Here is a 21971-nt window from a genome sequence, read left to right on the forward strand (position 1 = left end):
AAAACCCTGTTATTCTTCAGGGTTCACTATCAGTTCTTTGTTCCATTCCCGGAAGGCCTTTATCAGAAATACACTAATTACCACCATTACGGCCAGGGCTAGTATTTCCGAGAGGTTAGATGGTTCATACATCAATGCCGTGGCCAGATGATATACATTGAAGAGGCCGTGTAAAATGGCCCAGGTAAAGGCTGTCCAATAGAACCATCGTGCCCGAAGTTCCAGACACAGTACAGAAAGGAGGAAGGCCATACCTTCCAGCCCAACCCGCCATAGGTGGTGTGCCAGAGGCACTTCTCCGGTGGCGTCTTCCATCATCAGACTTTCATGGTAATAGACCCCGTAAAGTCCGTACATACCGTGTAGTATAAAGCCAATGGCGCTGGCTAGCCAGAGTATTGCAATTTTGTATTTCATGGTTTTTTCAGTTTTGGGTAGAGCGGTCAACTCGTTGATAAATTCTTCTTTCTGCATAGCCAGTAGCTCCTCGTGAGAAGGAACCAGCGGCTCTGGTTTTTTTAGTTTGCTTAGGGTAAACAGGGCGGTTGCGCTTAGCGATATCCATACCATATCTACCAGGGCTATTTCTATCTGGTTTTCGGCCAGCATTGTCCAAAACCAGTTGCCTGAAACCATTCCATTGACTAGAGGAATTAGTAAGCCCAATACGGCACCGGCAAGCAGGGAATATCGGGTGGTAAAGTGGTTGTTGCGTTTGAACCGGAAGAACAACACCACAAAAAGCCCAATCACAAAAAAGGCTAGGTAAAGAATGCTTTGACGACTGGCGTCCATTTCGCGCGGAATAAGACGGGCGACAATCATGGCGAAGGCTGTCACCGGGTAGATAGACATGCAAATGGCAATGAATACATGGCCTACTTTCCGGTTGAATAACCGTTGACTCGGAGAGATGCTTTTCTTTTCCCGGGCAGTAAGCCATATTAGCACGCCACTGATAATGACAAAGCAGGTAATTAGTGCCAAAATGAAGTATACTATTTTGAGGGTATACCCACCCCAATCGCCAAAGTGTAAGGCACGAACAACTGTTTCCACACCTTCCAGATAATTCCACTCATCAGGCAATTTTTGAGCAATGAGTTCACGGCTGGCTACATCGTATACGGCCCTACCATGGGCTACAAACTTCTTTTGGTTCATAACCATGCCGTCTACCTGAAAAATCATGTTATCGGCTCCGTAGTTGCGGATGTAAACCTGTACTGGCCTGAAACCTTCCCAACGATTTTGCACCTCTTCCATAAAACCGTTCAGGCTGCCAATGCTCTGTGCCGGGTTTCCCAGGGTATAAGCTTTCATCATCGGGCGAACCTCTTCCATCATTTGAGATTGATTGCCCTTGTACATGAGGTTTGCCGGAGCCAGTACAAAAATGCTCATGCACAAGAAGCAACTCGTGAGGGCAAACACAAATTGAAAGGGTAGACCAATGACGCCCAAAGCCGTGTGGGCATCAGTCCAAACGGTTTTGACTTTGGCTAGTGGCCTGAAAAGATAGAAGTTAGAGACGATCTTTTTCCAGTGGATAATAACACCGCTGACAATGGCAAGCAGAAAGAAGAAGGCCACAAAACCGGCCAGGTATATGCCTACATAGGGGATTTGAGAGAAAAAGTGCAGCCGGTATATAAGTTCACCAATACTATAAAAGGCATAGTAGGCCGAGAGAGTATACTCGTGCGCATCAACATAAAAGTAATATACCTGATCGTCTTTGAAGGTAATGGTGCTGTCTTGCGACTCGCTAAGCTGAAAGTAGATTTCTTGCTTGGCATCGGGTACTAAAATCCTCAAATCGCGCCCATACAAATCATAGTCGGCCACTTTTATGCTGTCTATGGCACGATCATAGTCTATATTGAGGGCTTCTTCCTGAAAAACCCTTTTGCCTTTCTCCCAAGCGGTTATTTCATCTTTTATGAGGGCAAAGGCACCACAAAAGAAAATTATGAACAAAGCAGTGCTGATGACAATGCCCGATACGGTATGTAGATGAAAAAAAACGTGGTAGTTGCGTTTGCCTGAATCTGTCATGTGTTAACTTCGGTTATAGGGTGGAGAGTAACAGCAAGGCGAGCATTATTCCCAGGTAGTAGGCCCAGGCCTTCCAGCCGTTTGTAAACAAATAAGGAACTATGAACAAGAGCATCCAAACCAGGTAAAGACTGTAAATAGAGGTAACTACTACATAAGCAGGATTACCGAGCCATATGCCCAGCACATAGTGCAGAGTGGCGGAGAGCAGGTAGCCTCCCAAAAGGCCGGCACTTAGCTTCGCAAAGCGTTGCTCTGGAGAAGAAAGGTGTTTGGAGTTGGCGGGCATTATATAAATAATTCCAGGGTTAGCGAGAGAATGAACAGCACAGCAAGCGCAGATTTACCAATTATGCGCATAGGGTATAGGGTCACCAGCAAAGAGAGCATGAGCATGCTCAACAAAAGACCATAGGCAATAGCTGCACCCCATCCGTAGCACCAAATGAGCAGGCTAAAGGCCACCAGAAATGTACACCAGCCTATCAGTTTCAGGTATCTTTGAGGCCATACGGCTGTGTTTGCCTGAAGTGCCCTCAGCCTGTTTGAGGCTAAATAAAAGCTGTACCAACCGGCAAGAATTACGAATGCACAAATGCTAATCATAGAAGAAATTAAACAGATAGTGCCGAAGCTAGCCCAAAGGCAAAACTCCGGCATATCTGGCTGACATTACTATTAAAATGAGTACTTAAAGCTGGCCAGGAATGCCCTTGGCTCCTGTGGTGTTATGGTGGTCCAACCTGAGTAGTATTGTTTATTGAACAGGTTATTCACTTTAAGGGCAATTCTAAACTTAGATACCTCGTAGAATACCGATGCATTGGCAATAGTGTATTCAGGAAGTATAAAGTTGCCCGTAGCGGCATAGTTAATGGTAGCTCGTTCGCTGGCACCATTGAAACCGGCTCCAACACCCAAACCTTTGTGTGTTCTGTAACTTGCCCAGAAGCTATACACCTTTTCAGGGCCCGCGCCCAGAGGTCTTCTGCCCGCAATGTTGGCGTTGTCTGTATTGGTGGTTTCGCTATCATTGTCGGCAAAAGTGGCTCTCAGATTTAGACCATCAATAGGGTTGGCATTTACCTCCAGCTCAAAACCACTGCTCACTACTTCTCCTTCCTGAATTCGGTTGAACGGGTCGGAAGGGTCTGTCATTACTACATCGCTAACGGTAATGTCGTAATAGCTAAGTGTGGCATTAAGCCTGTAGTCCAGAAGATTGGCTTTTACCCCAAACTCCAGTTGATTGGCCTGCTCCGGGTCGAATACCTTGAGCGACTGAGGGCCACTGTTAGGGTCGCCCACCAGGGCAGGAGCCACATTGTTAAAGCTGTTTTGGTAGTTGGCAAATATCGAAAGCTTATCGGCTACCGGCTGGTAGAGCAGTCCAAACTTTGGAGAAAGAGTGAACTGATCGTAGCCTCCGACACCTTCCAGATTTCCTTTGTCTTCAAACCGATCGAAACGAAGGCTGGCCATGGCCGAAAATCGAGGGGTAATATTTACCACATCCGAAATATAAGAGCTAAGCACCTCGCGTTTCACCGAAGTAGACCCATGTCCCTGAGCGGCAAGAGCCGCATCTACCGCTGCAGTGGTTAGTGGAAAACTACCGGTTTCTACAGCAGGAGTAAAGGGGTTGTCGGCAATGGCTTCACCATTGGGTCTCACATTGCCGTAAAAGGCATACCCTGAGCTGTTGTCTACATAGCGGGAAGCCAGGTAGTCGAGCCCAATTAGCACTCTGTGGCGCATACCGCCTAACAGAAAGTCACCGGTAAAATTCTGCTGTATGTCGAAGGTGTTAGTTTGTGCATTTTGCTTGCTAATAAAGCGGGTGAAAGTGTTGCCACCTAAAATACCGTAATCGTAGAGGTATGAATAGTAGCCGTCTGTAGTGGTATGGCTGGTAGATACCAGTGTTTGAGAGGTCCAATTGTCGGAAAGTTTGTAGTTGGCCTCTGCCCTAAAGTTGCTCGTAGGGTTAGAAAGCGTTAGGTGGTTGCTGGTAAACGACAGCTCGTTGTTGTAGCCCAACTCTTCCAAAGAACCAGCCTCACTTGGGGCAGCACGGTTTAAGAAAAGCATAGTGGGGTTGGTTTGTGTGGCTTCTGTAATTTCCCCGTAGAAGTTGAAACTCAAACGGTTGTTTACTCTGTAAGAAAGTGAGGGGGCTATAAAAAAAGTTTCGCGAAACCCGGCATCCTGAAAGCTGCCTTTGGTGAGGTATGAAGTGTTTATTCGGAAATAAACATCTTCTTCACTGTCAAGAGCTGTGTTGTAATCGAGCGTTAGCTGATTGAGTCCGAAAGAGCCAGTGGTATAGTTTACGCTACCTCCGCGGCCCACAAAGGGCTTTTTGGTTACCACATTAATAATACCACCATACGAACCTACCGAGTTGCCAAACAAGGTAGCCGAAGGGCCTTTGATCACTTCAATGCGCTCAATGTTGGCCGCATTAATGGTGCCGTTGGTTAAGCCGGGCATACCATTTACCAGCTGAGGCTGTACAGAGAAACCTCTCAGGCTGTAGTAACCTGCACCATCGCCCCCTCTTCCTGTAGACGTCCAAAGTTTGTCCACTCCCGTGGCATTTTTTAGAGCGTCTTCAAAGCTGGTTACCGTTTGCGATTCCAGCAGATCGCTGGTTATGGTGCTATATACCTGGGTGTTTTCCAGGTCTTTAAGCGGAAGTTTGGCTACATAGGCTGTTTGTTCTCTCGAGAAAGCATTTACCCGACTGCCGGTTACCACCACATCTTGAAGTATCTCATTGCCTTCGTATAGAGTAATGTCTTCCAGCAAGGTGGTTTTTTTGGGCTCAATGGTTGTGGTTATTTCCACCGTTTTAAACCCTACAAAAGAGAGGCGCACCACTGCTGTACCGGCCGGTAGGCCTGAAATATTGAATGAGCCGTCAATATCCGTTATTGCTCCTTTCTCGGTACCCACAACCATAACGGTTACTCCAATGAGCGGGTCCTGGCTGTTGTCGAGCACTTTTCCTTTGAGGTGGCCTGTTTGGGCCAAAGCGGGGGCTGCAAAAAGCAGCAAGGTCATTATCTGTAAAATTCTTTTCATCTTATTTAGACTGATTCTTAATAATGACGCAAAAGTATATCAGTCATTCGCCCGCTGCAATCACTAGTTCTAGTGAAAAACGGGGTAGTAGAAGAGAAGTGCCGTGGAGGCCAGGGGCTCAAGAGCCGATGGTCTCCAAGAGTAAGAAGGGTTAGATAAAGTGGTTTTAAGGGCGGTGAATGATTATTTCTTGCACATCGGACGAAACCGGTATGGCTTTTATTACCTTTCCCTCTGTTTGCATAAGTATGTAGTCGGTGTTTTTACCAATCAGGTTCCCCTTAAGCACCCTTTCGTCTGATTGAAAAACAACTTCTACGGTTTTCGGTGAAGATTGAAAACGCTCAAACATTCGGTCGCCATAAAATTTAGAAGCCAGATTGAGATAGGCTATGCTGGACAAAGCAATAATAAACGGCCTGTATTTTTTGAGGGCTTCTATAGACATTCCAAAATTGAATCGCTTGTAGGTTTTGGGCCATCGATCTTGCCAAAATTGATCTATCCGGAAGAAAATGAGCACTAGAATGAGGCTGCCTAAAGCAAATAGAATAAGCTCGAGGTTTTTAACCGGGGCCAGCAAAAAATCCAGTATGTCTGCGTATTCAAAAATGTTAATGGCAAAGTGGCTGTAGTATTTGTAGTCGAACATCATACCAATTACCACTATGGCCAGGTAACCAAGGGTAATGTAAGCCTGGCTGTCTAGTATAGGTTTTTTATTGCTCATAAAGAGGAAAGATAAGCATTGTGGTGTTAAGTGTTTCAACTTAAGCACTCATTCCGAAAAATCTTTGGACAACTCAAAAGGGCCTTACAATTTTCTATGGTATCATTGCTTCTAATTCGGGGATATGGAAATTGTATGGAAACTCTGAAGACTTCTGAGTATAGCACAAAATTTTTCTACCAAACTGCGAACCTTCTTATCGCTCTATTTATTTAATAAGCATGGAATTAAAAGGAAAACTAGCTATTGTAACCGGTGTCAGTAAAGGCATTGGTTTAGAAACAGTGAAAATATTGCTCAATGCCGGCATGGTAGTAGCCGGGTGGGGGCGAACCAATAACAGCATAGAAGATGAAAATTACCACTTCTTTAAAACCGATGTGGCCGACTGGGACAATGTGCAGGCTTCGTCTAAAGCCACTCGCGAAAAACTCGGCAAGGCTTCAGTTCTGGTAAACAATGCAGGTTTTGGAGTACAGGGCCTGATCCATGAAATGGATGTGAACGACTGGAAGGCAATGTTCGATGTAAATGTGCACGGGCTGTTCTATTGCACCAAGCTGGCCGTGCCGGATATGATCGCCATGGAAGAAGGGCATATTGTGAACATTTCTTCCATTGCAGGAACCAATGGAGTGGAAACCATGTCGGGCTATGTGGGTACCAAGCATGCCGTAACGGGTATAGGACATTCCATTTTTAAAGAACTACGCAACCACGGTATTAAGGTAACTACCATTTATCCGGGAAGCACCAATACTCATTTCTTCGACAAGATTGCTTTTGCCAATGCCAATGAGCATATGATGCGCCCGGAAGATATAGCGCAAACCGTTTTGGGTGCTTTGCAAACCCACCCTAACTACCATGTGGTAGATGTGGAAGTGAGGCCTTTAAAGCCGAAGGGGTAAGGTTAAGTGCCAGGTATTAGATTTTAGACTAAACCAGTAGGGCAAGGAACAGAGAGGTGGTGTTTCTTTTCCGAACTAAAAACAAACTATAGAGTAGCCCGACTGCAGAAGTGGTTGGGCATTTTTTATAGGCTTATAATCAGCCTTCCCATTCAGGAGAATCGAGTATAAGGCCGGTGAACTCTCCCCGTAGTTCTCGCGCGAGAGAAGGGCAATCGCTTATGACTAGTGCCGGTAGTTGATTATTTGTTGTCCAAAGTATCGATCAGCGCAAAACACAATTGGTCGATATGTCTCATGTTCGGATTAAAAGCGGAAACATTAGACAGTATTATTATCCCATTTTTATTTTCTAAATCTAAAGCCATGGACGAAGTATAGCCTCCTGTTCCTCCATTGTGCCAAATCAATTCCCTACCATTTTTTCTTTGGAGAATGTGCCACCCAAGCCCTATTTGCATGTTGTCATTAATTTTAAATGTGGGCGCTTGGGTTAAGGCCAGTTCTGTGTTTCTATTATCGAATTGAGCCAAAGCAAATTTTGATAAGTCTTCCGCTGTAGAAAATATTGCTCCAGCACCTGCTAAAGCACCAAAATCCCAGTTTGGAGCTTCTTTGCCGTTGGGCTTCAAGCCTTTTACGAGTTTAGATTCTATGCGCTCCCTTTCGCTTGTGGAGTTGCTCATTTTATATTTCTGGAAGATTTTCTCTTGCAATAGAGATTCATAAGGTGTATTTGTAATGAGGGCCAATTCGAACCCTAAAATTCCAGCGCCAAGATTGGAGTATTCATACTTAACACCGGGCTCTTGACCCAGTTGGATCTCAGTGGTTAGATATTCTTTCAGCTTCTCCTCATCGTAATCTTTGTAAGGATTGTCTCGGTCAGCAAGCATGAGGTTTAGATTTGAAGGTAGCCTTGGTAGTCCGGAAGTATGATTTGCCAACTCTTTGAAGGTTATTCCTTCTTCCAGTTTAATTTTAAAGTCGACATAATCCTGGATGTTACCATCTAATTCCAAGGTCTGGTTGTTGACTAAATCGGATAATAGTGTGGCCGTAAACACCTTGGTTATCGAACCAATTTCAAAGACCTCCCTAAAATTTTCAATTCGCCTAATGGTGTCATCAGTTCTTTTGACCCCAACAAAGTCAACTTCCCCGTTTTTGATAAGAGCAATCGACAACTGTGTGTTGTTTGGAAATGTCTTGGTGTTGTTAAATATTAGTTCAGATTGTTCTTGAGTAATTCCTTTTGTAGTGTTCTGAATACCGTTTATTGCGGTTGTTGTTTGCCCATTCGAACAACCTGAAACTATGACTCCAATTGTTACGGTTAAATATTTTATCATTCGGTTTTTCATAATGAATGCCTTCGTTATTATCCGCTGTATTCAATAAGAAACTATTTCCTAATATACCCAAAGTAGGGGGGGTAGGAACATCCATGAAAGTTAGTCTTTGCCTTGTGTGTTGGTGAAGAGGTGTTGAATATAAAAAAATATAAAAGCTTACACACTTTTAGCCAAACTCCGATGCTGCGAACAACCATAACGGAGAAATGACTGGCGAAAAGAGGCTAAGAAAGTCTGGTGAGCTATTATTAAAAGTGAAGGTCTGATCTGATGAACTGCCCGGTGTGCTAAAATGTGCGGTTGGCTTTTCTTGCGTACCGCACCACATACACTATGCGCCACAATAGTGGTGGATCTATTACTATAGTAGAGTTACTCATTTAGATCGCACTTGTAAGATCCAGTATACTAGCCACAAGCTGTGTCCTCACAGGGTCTTTTAACAGTCACTTGCGAAGACACTAATGGAGGCAAGGTTCAGAAATGCACTTCTTGCAACTTAAGTAAGTAACCCTATCCTGTAGCTTGCTATTTATTCCCCATAGCATACCTTATTGGGTTTCTGAAGGGGATTTTAATGAATATTGAAGATAAAAAAATCGCACAATAGTAATATTAAAAAAGAAGAATTGTGAACCACCCATTTATTTACTGATCTCTGATCTAACTTCTAGCTTGCTCTTCATAAAAACTTCTGCCTTCCACCTTCCGGCTTTCGTCTTCTCCATTATCTTTGACAATTCCAATAAAGAAAAGACGTTCATTGTCCGATGTCTGTAGAAGTTCAGCAACTCACCAAAACATATGGAGCCCAGAGGGCTGTAGATACCATCTCATTTAGGGCTGTTAAGGGGCAGATTCTTGGCTTCCTTGGCCCCAATGGAGCTGGCAAGTCTACTACCATGAAGATTGCTACCTGTTTCATTCCTCCTACTGAGGGCACCGTAAAGGTTTGTGGGCATGATGTGATGCACCAACCTGTAGAGGTGCGAAAGAAAATTGGCTATCTGGCCGAACACAATCCGCTGTACACGGATATGTATGTGCATGAATACTTGCGATTTATGGCCGCTGTGCATGGACTAAAGGGAAAGCAAGGCAGAGAAAGAGTTATGGAAATGGTGGCTCTTTGCGGACTCTCCAAAGAGCAGAACAAGCGAATAGGAACACTTTCGAAAGGCTACCGGCAACGGGTGGGGCTGGCCCAGGCATTGCTTCACGACCCCGAAGTGCTTATTCTGGACGAGCCTACTACTGGCTTAGATCCTAATCAATTGGTGGAAATCAGAAAGCTCATCAAAGAGGTGAGCCGGGACAAAACGGTAATTTTCAGTACACATATAATGCAAGAGGTAAAGGCCCTGTGCGACAGGGTGGTGATAATAAACCAGGGCAAAATTGTGGCAGACGATACGCTCCAAAACCTCATGGGCAATAAGGTGGTATTGAAAGTGGAGTTTGAAGCCCCCGTCAACATTGAAAAGCTCGCGGTGTTGGGCCAGGCAGAAAACAGAGGTGGCAATGAATATGTTATTGCTTGTGAGAAAGGTAAGGACCTTCGTTCAGTTCTGTTTAAAATGGCTAAGGACGAAGACTGGGTTATTTTAAGTATGAGTCAGGAAACCCAAGAGTTGGAAGAAATTTTTCATCGTTTAACACAGTCGAATCAATGATGTGGGCCATATACAGCAAGGAACTTCGGCAGTTTTTAAATTCACTTATCGCCTACGTAGTAATTGGTGTTTTTCTTACCGGAATAGGCTTACTCATGTGGGTTTTCCCGGAAACCAGCGTACTTAACTATGGCTTTGCCGATATGGAAAGCCTCTTTTCTTTGGGGCCGTTCGTTTTCATGTTCCTCATTCCGGCTATAACCATGCGCATGTTGGCCGAAGAAAGAAGAACAGGAACCATAGAACTATTACTCACCAAGCCGCTCACAGAGTGGCAAATTGTAATGGGGAAATACCTGGCCGCTTTTACTCTGGTAGTCTTTTCGGTATTGCCCACGCTAGTCTATTTTTATTCCGTTTATCAGCTCGGAAACCCAATAGGTAATCTGGATGTTCCCGGCATTACGGGTTCATACCTTGGGTTAATTCTTTTGGGAGGGGTGTTTACCGCCATGGGCCTGGCTGCCTCTTCGTTTACCGAAAACCAGATTGTGTCTTTTATTTTGGCTGTTTTTCTCTGCTTCTTCCTTTATACAGGTGTGAGCTCTCTGGCCGATTTATTAAAGGGAGAATGGGCTATTTATCTGGAGGAAATGAGCCTAAGTTATCATTACGATGCGTTGAGCCGGGGCCTTATAGATACTCGCAACGTGGCGTTTTTTGTGTCTACCGTTGTATTTATACTCATTGTTACCCATTGGCGACTCATTGCCAGAAAATTGAGTTATAAGCCTGTGCGTTCTCGCTTGATGAAGCGGGTGATTTTGGCCTTTGTTCTATTATTAGTTTTCAATATTCTGGCCGCTAACTTTTTTTACCGGTATGACCTCACCGAAGATAAAAGGTATACTCTGAAACCGGCAACCAAAGAGTTGCTGCGTCAGCTAGAAGCCCCAATGACCATTGAAGTTTTACTGGCCGGAGATTTGCCAAGCGGTTTTGAACGCTTTAGAAGAGCCATTAAACAAACCATAGAAGAGTTCGATGTGTACAAGCCAGGGGCTATCAACTACTTTTTTGTCGACCCTTCGGCTGCAGAAGACGCTAAAACCAGAAACGAAAACATTGCCTACCTAATGAGTCAGGGTTTTGAGCCAACCCGTGTATTCGATACGCAAGACGGTAAGCAAATCCAGAAGATTATTTTTCCTTATGTAATTGTACGCTATGACGGTCAGGCTGCCGGCATTCTTTTGTTCAAAGGCGCCAAAGGAGGCAATCCAAACGAAACCATCAATATGGCCATAGAAAACATTGAGTTTGAGCTGGCGGTGGGTATTCAACGACTGGCCAATCTCAACCGAAAAAACATAGGTATGGTGAGGGGTCATAATGAACTGGATTCTGTTCATATTGCCGGATTTATGGGTGAGATGGTGCAGTATTTCAATATAAAAGACGTGAGTCTTAACAAGCCCCTTTCACCCGATTCGATTGACGCACTAATTATTGCCCGACCTAAAACCAGCTTTAGCAAGGCCGAAAAATATGTGCTCGATCAATACGTAATGCATGGGGGTGATGTGGTGTTTCTTATGGAATCGCTGGAGGTAAATATGTCTAATGCTGCCGGTATGGGTACTTTGGCCACACCAGTCAATCATGGGTTGGAAGACCTTCTGTTTCGCTATGGCGTACGTTTGAACCAAAACTATGTGCAAGACATTCAAAACTTTGGACGCTATCCGGTAGTGATAGACGATAATAGTAATATCATTAACCTGCCATGGCCTTTTTATGCCTCGGTTACCGATTTTGCCGATCATCCCGCCAGCAAAAACCTCGATGCTGTATACCTGCGGTTTTTTAGTACCATGGATACGGTAAAAGCAGAGGGAGTGAGTAAAACACCCCTTATGTATACTTCTGAATATACCCGAATCTTGCCCGCTCCGGCTCCGGTGGCTTTTGAAGATTATGCTAATCAGCCCGATGTGCAACTCTTTAATGGAGGGCGAAAGGTAGCAGCATATTTATTGGAAGGACAGTTTACCTCACTGTTTAAAAACAGGGTGTTGCCCGATTCTATCGATCAGGCGCTCTTCAAAGACCGTAGCACAGGAGCTAAAATTGTGGTGGTATCTGATGGCGACTTTATAAGAAATGAACTGAACCTTAGAACAAGACAGCCCTACCCATTGGGCTTTAATCCTTTTGTGGAAGAGGGCGAAAAACTTAAGTATGCCAACCGAGACTTCTTATTCAATGTATTGGCCTATATGACCGATGAAGAAGGGCTGATTACTTCGAGAAATAAAGAAATAACTCTGAGGCCATTGAATAGAATTAAAGTTCAGGAAGAAAGAACCTATTGGCAAAGTCTAAACCTGGCAGGACCCTTGGTTATTTTGGTGCTTTTTGGTCTGGCAAGAGGGGTGCTTCGAAAAAGGAAGTATTCCGGATTTTGATACCCTGAGCCGGGCAATAGCCCAATAGATAGAAGTCTATTCGACTATTGCTCCTCAATCAGGCAACCTGTTGTTAAAATCAGCCTCAATACTTCTGCACGCGCTGATCGATTTCATCGGCCCAGGCCAGAATACCACCTTTTAGATTATATAGATTGGTAAAACCGTGGTTAGCCTCCAGCCAGGCAATGGCATCTCCGCTTCTTTTGCCGCTTCTGCAATGCACCACAACCTGCTTATCTTTGGCAAATTTATCAACGTTTTGAGGCACTGTGCCCAAGGGAATAAGCTCGCCTCCAATTGCTGCAATATCGGCTTCGTGTGGCTCCCGAACATCAATGAGTTGAAAATCCGTTCCATTGTCTATCAGCGACTTTAACTCCTTAACTGTTATCTCTTTCATTCTCGTTTTCTTTATGCTTAGTACCATAAACCAGGCTCGAAGTTAGCCGGTTCAACTCTTTTACTTTGTAACCGAAGTTACCCTTTAACTGATTGCGAATTTGCTTCATTCGTAGCAAAAGTTCATCAATTTCCTCAGGCAATGCATCGTCAAGCACTTCTCTTAAGCGTTTGGCTATGGTGGGCGACTGGCCGTTGGTTGAGATGGCAACCTTTAGATGGCCTTTGGTAACGATGCTGCCCAGGTAAAAATCGCACAGTTCGGGGGTGTCGGCCACATTCACCAATATACCCCTGTCTTTGGCTTCCTGCTGAATCTTACGGTTTGTCTCCGGATTTTCAGTAGCTACCAGCACCAGATGCATACCGGTTAGATCTTCGGTAAAATATTCCCGCTCCAAAAGAGTAATCTGAGGGTGCCGGGTTGCCAACTGCCGAATTTCGGACCGAATGGTTTTATCAACCAAAGTTACCCGGGCATCAGGGCTGCTTTTGAGCATAAATGAGAGCTTTTCCAGCCCAACCGAACCTCCCCCAATAATGAGGGTGTCTAGCTGATGGGCTTTTAGAAATATGGGGTAGAGGTTGTTAGACATATTAAAGTGTAGTAGCGTATTCAATTTGCCGTAGGTATGATTTCCCTAGTTTTACTACCTCGCCCACAATAATTATGGCAGGCGAAGAAATGCCATGGGCAAAAGCTTCATCTTCAATAGAATTAATGGTGGCCGTTACTATCTTTTCGCTCGGCAGCGATCCGTTCTGAATAATGGCCACCGGGGCATTGTGGCGGCCATGCTCACGAAAGGTATCGCAAATGGCGGCCAGTTTTTTGGTACCCATTAGTATGACCACCGTAGCAGTAGACTGAGCCGCCAAATGAATGTCGGGAGTAAGAAAGCCTTCTTTGGTGGTGGCCGTTACCACCCAATAGCTTTGGCTATATCCGCGCGATGTCATGGGTATTTCTTGCAAGGCCGGTACCGCGTGAGCGCTGCTAATACCCGGAATTATTTGGCAGGGTATACCAAATTGTCGGGCAAAATCCAGCTCTTCGTATCCCCGGCCAAAAATAAAAGGATCTCCACCTTTGAGTCTGACCACGTGCCCTTTGGTTTGCGCAAAGTGAACGATCAGTTCATTGATGGCCTGCTGGGTATGACTATGTTTGCCCACCCTTTTGCCTACATATATTTTTTCGCCCCCCTTTTTAACATAGCAAAGCAATGCCTTGCTGGCCAAATCGTCATACAACACCACATCGGCTTCGGCCAGAGTTTTAATGGCTTTAACGGTAATAAGCTCGGGGTCTCCCGGGCCGGCACCTACTAGCGAAAGTTTAGGAGTAATGGTCATTCTATGCTTTATAAAAATCGCTGATAACTAGTTTTTCTTTCCCTTCGCTTTGCAGTTGTTTCTGTCTGAAGGTTCTTACCTGCCGGAGAAATGAGTTTGCGGATTGGAAGTATTCATGGGCAAAGTCCTTTTCAGGTTCCTGCGATTTCATTTGCAAAACCAGAGTTTTGAAACTCTTGGCCTGGCCGAAGTCTTCCGTTTGTCCCAAGTGCTCTTCGAAACTTTCCAGTATTCCTATTTGGGTGTTGCACTTAATATCTACACTAAGAAGTAGAGCTTTAGCACCGATTACAAAGGCTGAATAGGCATTGTAAATTGCATCTGCATAGGCTTCTTCTCTAAGCCCATCGCTGGCCCAGTCCAGTCGTTCCTGCGCTTCTTCTATAATAGTTCCAATCACATCGAGCATTACACTGGCACACTCGCCAACACCAATTTCCGGAACAAACTGCTCTTGTTTTCCCCAGTCCATAAACTCGGCACTGGTTAGGTTATCAGTTTCCGCCAATGGTTTTAGCAGATGGTAGAAGTGCATTTTACCAACTCGTTGAAAGTAATCATTGAAGTATTCGCCCTCTTCAGCTTCCTTTTCATAGGCTGTGAGCAGCAAGGCCAGGGCGTTGGGGATGCGCTTGGTGGGCAGCTTTATTACTTTTTCGGCAATAAAGCCCTCTCCGGAAGGAGAAAGTCCTCCGCCTATTACCACCTGCATGGCCGGAACTACCAGCCCTTTATGTTTTATAGAGCTGCCATGGAAGCCAATGTTGGCGGCCATATGTTGCCCACAGGCGTTCATACACCCACTGATTTTAATTTTAATGTTGCGTTCATTAATGAGGTGTTCGAAGTCATTTTCCAGCATCTGTTCCAGGGTAGTGGAAAGGGCTGTGCTGTTGGTTACGGCCAAGTTGCAGGTATCGCTGCCGGGGCATGAAGTAATGTCGTGCGTACTATCAAAGCCGGCTTTGGCAAGCCCAAGAGCGGTAAGTTCCTGGAAGAAAAGGGGGAGCAGGCCGGGCTTGACATACTTAATGAGTAAACCCTGATTGGCAGTAACCCGAATGTCGTGTGCAGCATATTGTTCTACCAGGCCAGCGAGCTTGCGAGCGGTTTCGGCATTTATGTCGCCCAAAGGTACACGTACCCAAATACCCCTAAATTCGGTCTGTTTTTGCACAAAAGTGTTGGTGCGCTTCCAGTTTTCAAAGGCCGTAGGATTACTCACTTCCACCTCGCGGTGTGGAGGGTTGGGCTGTTCTACTCTACCTATAGTTTCGTCTATGGGCCAGTGGTAGCCTTTTAGGGCTTTGCGCTCTTCGTTGACCAGTTTCATGAGTTGTTCCAGCCCCATTTTTTTGAGCAGGAATTTCATGCGCGCCTTACTGCGATTAGCTCGCTCTCCATAGCGATCGAATACGCGAATAACTGCTTCAGAGAAGGGAATAATCTCAGTGGCCGGTAAAAAGCTGTGGGCCGTTTGGGCAAACATGGCTTGTGCCCCGAGGCCACCTCCCAGTACTACTTTGAATCCTTTAATTCCATCTTTAACAAGGGGTATAAAACCAATGTCGTGAAAGTAGGTCATGGCCGAGTCGGTGCTGTCTGATGCAAAAGCAATTTTCACCTTGCGACCCATGTCCTGACAAATGGGGTTTCTTAAAAAGAAATGGGTGAGGGCATGCGCATAGGGAGTTACATCAAAAGGCTCATTGGGGTTGATGCCGGCATCGGGCGAAGCGGTAACATTGCGAACGGTGTTTCCGCAGGCTTCTCGCAGAGTCACATCACTGGCCTCCAGGTCGGCCCAGAGAGCAGGGGAGTCCTTTAGCTTTACAAAATGCAGTTGAATGTCTTGTCGGGTGGTTAAGTGCAGGTTGCCGGTGGCGTACTTATCAGATACATTGGCAATGGTAATGAGCTGCCTAGGCGTAACTTTACCATAGGGTAGTTTAATACGAATCATCTGGACACCCGTTTGCCGTTGGCCATAAACTCCGCGGGTAAGTCTGTATAACTTAAACTTGTCTTCGGCAATCTCTCCTTGCTCAAACTTCTCAATTCGCTTTTGAAGCTCAATAATATCTTTTTGGGCTGCGGGGCTTATGCTTTGGTTTACGGACAGGCTCATAACTTATTAGTCTATAAAAACGATAGGAAATATTCTGCAAGTTTAAATAAAAGAATATAAAGTCTACCAAAATAATAGGGTAATATTTTTAGCTATGTGATAAGTGGTTGGGTGAATGGTGGTCTTTTAAACGACTAGTGCGAGAGATGAGGTGCTTGTTAGTCAATCGGGTTCAAAATGCTTACATTTAATGGGCGATATAGATTTTATTTTTAATTTTATCCGCTTATTAAAACCACTCAAAAAATCGATCTTCTATGAAGTTTATTGTTTCTTCAGCTGAACTTTTAAAGCGCCTGTCTAATATCAATGGCGTTATCACAACCAATCCGGTTGTTCCTATTCTAGAGAATTTCCTTTTTGAAATAAAAGATGGACTTCTGACCATCACTGCGTCAGACTTACAAACCTCTATGATCACCGAGATTGATGTAGAGGCCAAAGAAGATGGAAGCATAGCGGTGCCTGCCAGAATACTGATGGACACCCTGAAGAACCTTCCCGAACAACCGGTTACCTTCAGCATTGACCAGGAAACATACAGTGTAGAGATCAACTCAGACAATGGACGTTACAAACTGGCCGGAGAAAATGCCACGGATTTCCCTAAGGTACCGGAAGTAACCGATGCCTATTCCGTAGATATGTCGACCGATGTTTTGAGCAGTGCGATTAATAACACCATTTTTGCTACTTCCAACGATGAGTTGAGACCAGCCATGACGGGAGTATTTGTGAAGCTGGGCGATACCAACACTACTTTTGTAGCTACTGACGGCCATCGTTTGGTGCGCTATAGAAGAGTGGATGTGGCTACCGACTCCGGAATGTCTATAATTATACCCAGAAAGGCCCTTAACCTTTTGAAGTCTACATTGCCTTCAGAAAATGTGAATGTTGTATTGGAGTACAATGCGTCTAACGCCTACTTCCACTTCAACAATATTCGCATGATCTGCCGCTTGATCGATGAGCGTTTCCCGGATTATGAGAATGTGATTCCTACCGAGAATCCGATTGAAATGACCATTGAGCGCAGCGAGCTGCTAGGCTCTCTAAAGCGTATCAGCATTTACGCCAATAAAACCACCCACCAAATCAGGCTTAAGATTACCGGCAGCGAGCTTACAATTTCTGCCGAAGATTTAGACTTCTCTAATGAAGCTAAAGAAACTTTGGCCTGCGAGCATGAGGGAGAAGATATCGAAATTGGGTTCAATGCTAAGTTTTTGGTTGAAATGCTTGGCAATCTGCACTCGAAATCTATTACACTGCAAATGTCGGCCCCTAACCGTGCCGGCCTCATTATACCTACTGAAAAGGATGACAGTGAGGATATACTCATGCTGGTAATGCCTGTTATGTTGAACAACTATTAATGTTTTATATAATTATCTGAAAAGGGGAGCACAGCTCCCTTTTTTGTTTCACTCTAAAATTTTGCCGATTATTACGCATGCTCTCTAAGAAGACTCAATACGCCTTTCATGCCCTCACTTATTTGGCCGAGAATGTGGAGAAGGGCCCTGTTCTCATTTCTGAGATTTCGCAAGAGCGCAAAATATCTCTCAAGTTTCTGGAAAATATACTTCTTGAGCTGAAAAAGGCCGGAGTGCTGGGAAGTAAAAAAGGGAAAGGTGGTGGCTATTACCTCATAAAGCCCCCCGAAGAAGTAAAACTGGCTAAGGTTATTCGTATGCTCGATGGCCCCATTGCTCTATTGCCCTGCGTGAGCCTTAATTACTATGAGCGTTGCGAAAATTGCGATGAAGCCGTATGCGGGTTGAACCGCGTAATGGCCGAGGTTAGGGATAATACACTTAAGGTGTTGGAGAATAAGACCCTGGCCGATGTATTGCGCAATAAGGAATAGCAGCTCACAGAACTGTATTTTTTTCTGAAAATCTTACCGTGCTTATGAAGAATCCCCTCTTTTGACCTTCTGTTTTTACAGGAGAACGAGAGAGGTGAAAAAAAATTGAAGCAAAAGTCTACTAAAATGGTAGGGAATATATAGATTTGTCCCGTTGATAAGTTTAATGCCCGAAAGATGTTAGTAGATTCACTTGTAAAAGATAAGATTGAAGATGCCAGAAAGGTGGATAGCAATCTTAAAAGCTTACTAAAAACCATTAGCTGGAGAATAGTTGGCACTCTGGACACCATGGTGATTTCGTACATCATTACAGGTAATTTTGCTACGGCATTTTCCATTGGTTCAGTTGAAGTAGTCACCAAAATGATTCTTTATTACCTGCATGAAAGAGTTTGGGCTTCGGTAAAAGTAAGACGATGAAAGAGAGAGTAGAGGAGCTAAGTAACTTAATTGAAGGAAAAACTTTAGAAGAGTCGTTGGCTCTGGTAGCCAATGCTTTTCCCGGAAAGGTTCGCTTTTCTTCGGCTTTTGGCCAGGAAGACCAGGTTATTACGCATGCTATTTTTAAGCATTCGATTGATATTGAGGTGTTTACTCTCGATACCGGTCGGTTATTTCCTGAAACCTATGAGTTAATCGATCGTACCAGAGCCAGGTATAAGCGGCCTATTAGGGTCTACTATCCCAAGGCCGAGCAAGTGGAGGAGCTGGTAACGAAGAAAGGCATGCACAGCTTTTATGAGTCGGTAGAAAACCGTAAGGAGTGCTGCTACATTCGCAAGGTAGAGCCTCTCAAAAGAGCTCTCAGAGACACAGCTGTTTGGGTAACGGGGCTAAGGGCAGACCAATCAGACAATCGTCAGAATTTCAGCCTCATTGAGTGGGATGAACCTAATCAGGTAATCAAATTCAACCCCCTACTGCGATGGTCTTATGATGAAATGCTCGAATACCTGAAGAAACATCAGGTGCCATATAATCCTCTGCACGACAAGGGCTACATAAGTATTGGTTGTGCACCATGTACCCGGGCCATTGAGCCGGGAGAACACCCCAGGGCGGGCAGGTGGTATTGGGAGGCTTCGCAAAAGGAGTGTGGCCTGCATCAGGTGAAACAATAGGACCGGGAAGGTTATACCGGCCTACCGAAACAAGTACATCCAGATTATTCGAGCTAGCCTAAAGTTTAAAAACATAAGGGCTACCAGGAGGACAATGGCCGCATAGATGAAACCACTTAGCGGAAGGCCGGTCAGCTGCCAAAGTAAAAAGAGCCCCCCGAGTTCGGCCAGTGAAAGACCGTAGCTCATATACATGGCTCCAATAAAATAACCCGGTTCTTTTTCGAACTTATGTCCACACACCGGGCAGTTTTCGTTCATGCCGGGCGATTTCATTCGGAGTATATTTCCGTTGGAGTGGAATACAGATCCTTCTTCACAATTAGGACATTTTTGACGAAAAATACTTTTAACCGTTTTAAGCATCTGGATTTAATTTGAGGCAAAATTAAATGATTCAATAGCTCCTGCGTTCTGGTAAAAGTTTCCTTATTTTGTATAAAAGGATCATTTTTTGAGTGAAGAAATTAAATACTCTTGAGCTTCATAGGTTTGAGCAAGATTCACATCGTTTTTATTGCAACACCTTTTCTGCACATGTGCTTAAGCACCATGGTGAAATATTAGTACCGCATAAGCATGATTTTTATCTGGTGGTACTTTTCACCCAGGGTAGCGGGGTGCACGAAATCGATTTTGTGAGGTATGAAATACAGCCCGGAGCGCTTTTTGTTTTGAGTCCCGGACAATCTCACTTTTGGCAGCCTTCGGCAGATGCGGAGGGCTTAATCTTGTTTCACTCGCGCGAGTTTTACGATTTGGCCTTTGCCGATCACTCACTGGCCGATTTTTCGTTCTATAGCTCTCTCACTCGCTCTTCTATGGTGCAGTTGGTAGCGCCATTGTTGGAGGAGGTTTACCAGCTTATGAGTTTGGTGCTTCGGGAGTATTCCGGTCAAGGATTGTGGAGGCACCGTAAAATACAGATGCTTCTGGGGATACTTTACACCAATTTAGCCAGGGTGTGCAGTCCATCGGTTGATTCCGGTTGGCGAATAGGCCGTTATGCTGCGCACCTCACAGAGCTGGAGCGGTTAATTAATGTTCACTACAAAGCGCATAAATCGGCTGGTGTTTATGCCGAAATGCTAAACCTAACGGTGAGACATCTGAACAGAGTGGTTCGCGAGCAACTCAATAAAAGTACTACTGAGTTGATTATGGAAAGAGTGGTGTTAGAAGCTAAGAGGCTTCTGGTCAATTCATTGGATGTTGGGCTCACTGAAGTGGCCGAACAACTGGGCTTTGATGATTATGCCTATTTTTCAAGGATATTCAAGAAGTACACCGGGGTTAGTCCTTCTACTTTTGCACAACAGTATAAGTCGAGCTATTATCGTTAGGGTTACCTGATTTTTCGATCGATGAGCTCTTCCAGGTCTATGGCCATCTCATAAGACTCTACAAACAACTTGTTGAGCGCCTGCTCATTGGCCAGCAGATTAACAACAAGGTTTTTAAACTCTACACTTTTAATTTTCTGGTAAGAAAGTATTTTTTCTTCACCAAAATCTACTTCAGAAACCAGAAAGTCTGAGTAGTACTTTTCTTTCATGCGCACATAGTAGTCTACAATGTCTCTTAACTCCAGGTATTTGCTTTTGAGTGTGATGAGTTCACTTTTTATATCGGCATTGCGGTTGGTGTAATTGGTGTTCAGGTAAAAGTTGATGGCCTCTAGCTGCACAATGGGTTTTATGGTTTTGTTAATGTTAAAGAGATACGTACCAATATGGTCGTCTTCTAAAAGGCCTCCCGAAAAGAGAATACGTGCTAGTTCACGGGTGTCTTCCTCCAACTGCATTCTATCGGCAATGGTGCCGGCAAAGTAGTTCATGTTGGTTTCGTTTTCCCTATATACCTTTAGAATAGCAGCGGTTTCCAGTTGCAATTCTTTTTTGTCTTCATACAAAATATTGAGTTGGTAGGCTACAGTTATTCCAAAGATGATGAGCACCACCTCCATTAGGTAGGTGTAAATGTCTCTTTTCCTTAGGCGTTTGGCCGATGGTGATTTATTCAGTCTTCTGGATGTACCAATTTTAACCATTCCGTTGAATACGCATTAAGGATGGATTAAACGTAAAAAAGATGTCTAAGCTATCATTTTTTCCAGTAAATCTCCGACAAAGTAGGCAAGAACAGCGGCCGAACCGCCTAAAAATAGGGTTTCTAGTATGCTTCTCAGCCGGTTGGCTTTGGTAACGTAGCTTTTCGCAAACCCAATTCCGGCAAAGGTAACAAAAGTGAGTATGGACGAATAAAGAAAAAGGTTATCGCCAAGCGGTTGGCCCGAGTAATCAATTACATATACAATGAGGGGTATAAAGCCCATAAGTATGAATGAAATAAAAGTGACAAAGCCCATCTGAAGAGGAGACTTGGATTCTTCAGTCATTTCCAGCTCTTCTTTCATCATTACATCTACCCAGCGGTCTTTGTCTTCGGTGATTTTATCTACCACTTGCTGTAATAGCTCTCCTTCAAAACCTTTGGCCTGATATATTTCGCGAATTTCCTGACGTTCTTTTTCGGGTAGATTATCTACTTCCCAATATTCTATTTCTTTATGCTTCTGGTAATTCTCCTTTTCCGATTTGGTCGACAGGTAACTGCCAACAGACATGGCAAAACCATCGGCAATAAGATTGGCAAAGCCCAAAATAATAACTACTGAGCTTTCGAGGTGAGCTCCGGCTGCTCCGGCAACTACAGCAAACGTGGTTACAGAACCATCTATACCTCCATATATAAATTCGCCAATGTAATCTTGAAATCGGGAAAACCATTTGTTTTCTCCATGCAGTTGAGGTTCTATGTGTTTAGCCATGTCGAAAATTTTGCCGTGTCACTCCTACGAATATAA

21 protein-coding genes are annotated in these 21971 nt (G+C 44.4%); 8 read left to right on the top strand and 13 right to left on the bottom strand.

Annotated features, from left to right (window positions below; genetic code table 11):
- Window positions 1-9 precede the first annotated feature (9 nt).
- The 5 genes from IE164_RS10525 to IE164_RS10545 all read right to left on the bottom strand — a co-directional run bounded on the left by IE164_RS10525 (window position 10) and on the right by IE164_RS10545 (window position 5875).
- Entirely contained in the window at window positions 10-2058 is a 2049-nt protein-coding gene (locus IE164_RS10525; protein WP_189630201.1) for a PepSY-associated TM helix domain-containing protein, read from the bottom strand.
- A 13-nt stretch (window positions 2059-2071) separates the two neighbouring features.
- Entirely contained in the window at window positions 2072-2347 is a 276-nt protein-coding gene (locus IE164_RS10530; RefSeq protein WP_189630202.1) for a hypothetical protein, read from the bottom strand.
- Window positions 2347-2664 carry a hypothetical protein gene (locus IE164_RS10535; protein WP_189630203.1) on the bottom strand — a complete coding sequence of 106 codons (318 nt, stop codon included), beginning with the start codon at window positions 2662-2664 and terminating at the stop codon, window positions 2347-2349. The genes IE164_RS10530 and IE164_RS10535 overlap by 1 nt, the downstream gene beginning before the upstream one ends.
- Window positions 2665-2736: 72 nt before the next feature.
- Window positions 2737-5145, bottom strand: a complete 2409-nt coding sequence (locus IE164_RS10540) for a TonB-dependent receptor (RefSeq protein WP_189630204.1) — start codon at window positions 5143-5145, stop codon at window positions 2737-2739.
- Window positions 5146-5311: 166 nt separating this feature from the next.
- On the bottom strand, window positions 5312-5875 hold the full coding sequence (locus IE164_RS10545) for a hypothetical protein (RefSeq protein ID WP_189630205.1): 564 nt from the start codon (window positions 5873-5875) through the stop codon (window positions 5312-5314).
- Between the two features lie 221 nt (window positions 5876-6096).
- Between IE164_RS10545 and IE164_RS10550 the strand changes: the two genes are divergently transcribed.
- Window positions 6097-6786, top strand: coding sequence for an SDR family oxidoreductase (locus IE164_RS10550; RefSeq protein WP_189630206.1), 690 nt, complete (start codon window positions 6097-6099; stop codon window positions 6784-6786).
- A gap of 242 nt (window positions 6787-7028) precedes the next feature.
- On the opposite strand, the gene IE164_RS10555 is transcribed toward IE164_RS10550, so the two are convergent.
- On the bottom strand, window positions 7029-8150 hold the full coding sequence (locus IE164_RS10555; RefSeq protein WP_229838637.1) for a serine hydrolase domain-containing protein: 1122 nt from the start codon (window positions 8148-8150) through the stop codon (window positions 7029-7031).
- Window positions 8151-8911: 761 nt separating this feature from the next.
- Between IE164_RS10555 and gldA the strand changes: the two genes are divergently transcribed.
- Entirely contained in the window at window positions 8912-9814 is a 903-nt protein-coding gene (gene gldA, locus IE164_RS10560) for a gliding motility-associated ABC transporter ATP-binding subunit GldA (RefSeq protein ID WP_189630208.1), read from the top strand.
- A complete protein-coding gene (gene gldG, locus IE164_RS10565) occupies window positions 9811-12222 on the top strand; it encodes a gliding motility-associated ABC transporter substrate-binding protein GldG (RefSeq protein WP_189630209.1) in 2412 nt (803 codons plus the stop codon). Before gldA ends, gldG begins: the two co-directional genes overlap by 4 nt.
- 85 nt (window positions 12223-12307) lie before the next feature.
- Here the strand turns inward: gldG and IE164_RS10570 are convergent, their stop codons facing one another.
- From IE164_RS10570 to IE164_RS10585, 4 genes are read right to left on the bottom strand one after another with little or no spacing between them, the layout of a single operon-like run.
- Complete coding sequence (locus IE164_RS10570; RefSeq protein ID WP_189630210.1) at window positions 12308-12625, bottom strand: rhodanese-like domain-containing protein; 318 nt, start codon at window positions 12623-12625, stop codon at window positions 12308-12310.
- Window positions 12606-13220, bottom strand: coding sequence for a precorrin-2 dehydrogenase/sirohydrochlorin ferrochelatase family protein (locus tag IE164_RS10575; protein WP_189630211.1), 615 nt, complete (start codon window positions 13218-13220; stop codon window positions 12606-12608). Before IE164_RS10575 ends, IE164_RS10570 begins: the two co-directional genes overlap by 20 nt.
- A gap of 1 nt (window position 13221) precedes the next feature.
- Window positions 13222-13980: a uroporphyrinogen-III C-methyltransferase gene (gene cobA / locus IE164_RS10580; protein WP_189630212.1), complete on the bottom strand. Its 759-nt coding sequence runs from the start codon at window positions 13978-13980 to the stop codon at window positions 13222-13224.
- 1 nt (window position 13981) lies between these two features.
- Window positions 13982-16108, bottom strand: a complete 2127-nt coding sequence (locus IE164_RS10585; RefSeq protein ID WP_189630213.1) for a nitrite/sulfite reductase — start codon at window positions 16106-16108, stop codon at window positions 13982-13984.
- 257 nt (window positions 16109-16365) lie between these two features.
- On the opposite strand from IE164_RS10585, the gene dnaN reads away from it, so the two are divergent.
- The 4 genes from dnaN (at window position 16366) to IE164_RS10605 (ending at window position 19105) form a co-directional block, all read left to right on the top strand.
- Window positions 16366-17487, top strand: a complete 1122-nt coding sequence (gene dnaN / locus IE164_RS10590) for a DNA polymerase III subunit beta (RefSeq protein WP_189630214.1) — start codon at window positions 16366-16368, stop codon at window positions 17485-17487.
- 77 nt (window positions 17488-17564) lie between these two features.
- Window positions 17565-17981: an RrF2 family transcriptional regulator gene (locus IE164_RS10595; RefSeq protein WP_189630215.1), complete on the top strand. Its 417-nt coding sequence runs from the start codon at window positions 17565-17567 to the stop codon at window positions 17979-17981.
- Window positions 17982-18158: 177 nt separating this feature from the next.
- Window positions 18159-18404, top strand: coding sequence for a DUF2061 domain-containing protein (locus tag IE164_RS10600; RefSeq protein ID WP_189630216.1), 246 nt, complete (start codon window positions 18159-18161; stop codon window positions 18402-18404).
- Window positions 18401-19105 (top strand): phosphoadenylyl-sulfate reductase, encoded by a 705-nt coding sequence (locus IE164_RS10605; RefSeq protein ID WP_189630217.1) that lies wholly within the window; start codon window positions 18401-18403, stop codon window positions 19103-19105. Before IE164_RS10600 ends, IE164_RS10605 begins: the two co-directional genes overlap by 4 nt.
- Window positions 19106-19126: 21 nt before the next feature.
- Here the strand turns inward: IE164_RS10605 and IE164_RS10610 are convergent, their stop codons facing one another.
- On the bottom strand, window positions 19127-19471 hold the full coding sequence (locus tag IE164_RS10610) for a DUF983 domain-containing protein (protein WP_189630218.1): 345 nt from the start codon (window positions 19469-19471) through the stop codon (window positions 19127-19129).
- Between the two features lie 92 nt (window positions 19472-19563).
- On the opposite strand from IE164_RS10610, the gene IE164_RS10615 reads away from it, so the two are divergent.
- The gene (locus IE164_RS10615; RefSeq protein ID WP_189630219.1) at window positions 19564-20448 is read left to right on the top strand and encodes an AraC family transcriptional regulator; all 885 of its coding nucleotides are present in this window, start codon (window positions 19564-19566) and stop codon (window positions 20446-20448) included.
- A 2-nt stretch (window positions 20449-20450) separates the two neighbouring features.
- On the opposite strand, the gene IE164_RS10620 is transcribed toward IE164_RS10615, so the two are convergent.
- Complete coding sequence (locus tag IE164_RS10620) at window positions 20451-21155, bottom strand: hypothetical protein (RefSeq protein WP_189630220.1); 705 nt, start codon at window positions 21153-21155, stop codon at window positions 20451-20453.
- A gap of 45 nt (window positions 21156-21200) precedes the next feature.
- Window positions 21201-21935, bottom strand: coding sequence for a VIT1/CCC1 transporter family protein (locus tag IE164_RS10625; protein WP_189630221.1), 735 nt, complete (start codon window positions 21933-21935; stop codon window positions 21201-21203).
- Between the last annotated feature and the right edge of the window lie 36 nt (window positions 21936-21971).

Origin of the sequence: Roseivirga thermotolerans (assembly GCF_014653175.1) — a bacterium.
GTDB classification, from domain to species: Bacteria; Bacteroidota; Bacteroidia; order Cytophagales; family Cyclobacteriaceae; genus Roseivirga; species Roseivirga thermotolerans.

What these genes read in the sequence shown, in the direction of transcription:
- IE164_RS10530 (WP_189630202.1), bottom strand. Translation starts at nt 2,347, where the DNA reads ATGCCCGCCAACTCCAAACACCTTTCTTCTCCAGAGCAACGCTTTGCG.
- IE164_RS10555 (WP_229838637.1), bottom strand. Translation starts at nt 8,150, where the DNA reads ATGAAAAACCGAATGATAAAATATTTAACCGTAACAATTGGAGTCATA.
- IE164_RS10585 (WP_189630213.1), bottom strand. Translation starts at nt 16,108, where the DNA reads ATGAGCCTGTCCGTAAACCAAAGCATAAGCCCCGCAGCCCAAAAAGAT.
- IE164_RS10550 (WP_189630206.1), top strand. Translation starts at nt 6,097, where the DNA reads ATGGAATTAAAAGGAAAACTAGCTATTGTAACCGGTGTCAGTAAAGGC.
- IE164_RS10625 (WP_189630221.1), bottom strand. Translation starts at nt 21,935, where the DNA reads ATGGCTAAACACATAGAACCTCAACTGCATGGAGAAAACAAATGGTTT.
- gldG (WP_189630209.1), top strand. Translation starts at nt 9,811, where the DNA reads ATGATGTGGGCCATATACAGCAAGGAACTTCGGCAGTTTTTAAATTCA.
- IE164_RS10545 (WP_189630205.1), bottom strand. Translation starts at nt 5,875, where the DNA reads ATGAGCAATAAAAAACCTATACTAGACAGCCAGGCTTACATTACCCTT.
- IE164_RS10605 (WP_189630217.1), top strand. Translation starts at nt 18,401, where the DNA reads ATGAAAGAGAGAGTAGAGGAGCTAAGTAACTTAATTGAAGGAAAAACT.
- IE164_RS10600 (WP_189630216.1), top strand. Translation starts at nt 18,159, where the DNA reads ATGTTAGTAGATTCACTTGTAAAAGATAAGATTGAAGATGCCAGAAAG.
- IE164_RS10595 (WP_189630215.1), top strand. Translation starts at nt 17,565, where the DNA reads ATGCTCTCTAAGAAGACTCAATACGCCTTTCATGCCCTCACTTATTTG.
- IE164_RS10575 (WP_189630211.1), bottom strand. Translation starts at nt 13,220, where the DNA reads ATGTCTAACAACCTCTACCCCATATTTCTAAAAGCCCATCAGCTAGAC.
- IE164_RS10540 (WP_189630204.1), bottom strand. Translation starts at nt 5,145, where the DNA reads ATGAAAAGAATTTTACAGATAATGACCTTGCTGCTTTTTGCAGCCCCC.
- IE164_RS10610 (WP_189630218.1), bottom strand. Translation starts at nt 19,471, where the DNA reads ATGCTTAAAACGGTTAAAAGTATTTTTCGTCAAAAATGTCCTAATTGT.
- dnaN (WP_189630214.1), top strand. Translation starts at nt 16,366, where the DNA reads ATGAAGTTTATTGTTTCTTCAGCTGAACTTTTAAAGCGCCTGTCTAAT.
- gldA (WP_189630208.1), top strand. Translation starts at nt 8,912, where the DNA reads ATGTCTGTAGAAGTTCAGCAACTCACCAAAACATATGGAGCCCAGAGG.
- cobA (WP_189630212.1), bottom strand. Translation starts at nt 13,980, where the DNA reads ATGACCATTACTCCTAAACTTTCGCTAGTAGGTGCCGGCCCGGGAGAC.
- IE164_RS10620 (WP_189630220.1), bottom strand. Translation starts at nt 21,155, where the DNA reads ATGGTTAAAATTGGTACATCCAGAAGACTGAATAAATCACCATCGGCC.
- IE164_RS10570 (WP_189630210.1), bottom strand. Translation starts at nt 12,625, where the DNA reads ATGAAAGAGATAACAGTTAAGGAGTTAAAGTCGCTGATAGACAATGGA.
- IE164_RS10525 (WP_189630201.1), bottom strand. Translation starts at nt 2,058, where the DNA reads ATGACAGATTCAGGCAAACGCAACTACCACGTTTTTTTTCATCTACAT.
- IE164_RS10535 (WP_189630203.1), bottom strand. Translation starts at nt 2,664, where the DNA reads ATGATTAGCATTTGTGCATTCGTAATTCTTGCCGGTTGGTACAGCTTT.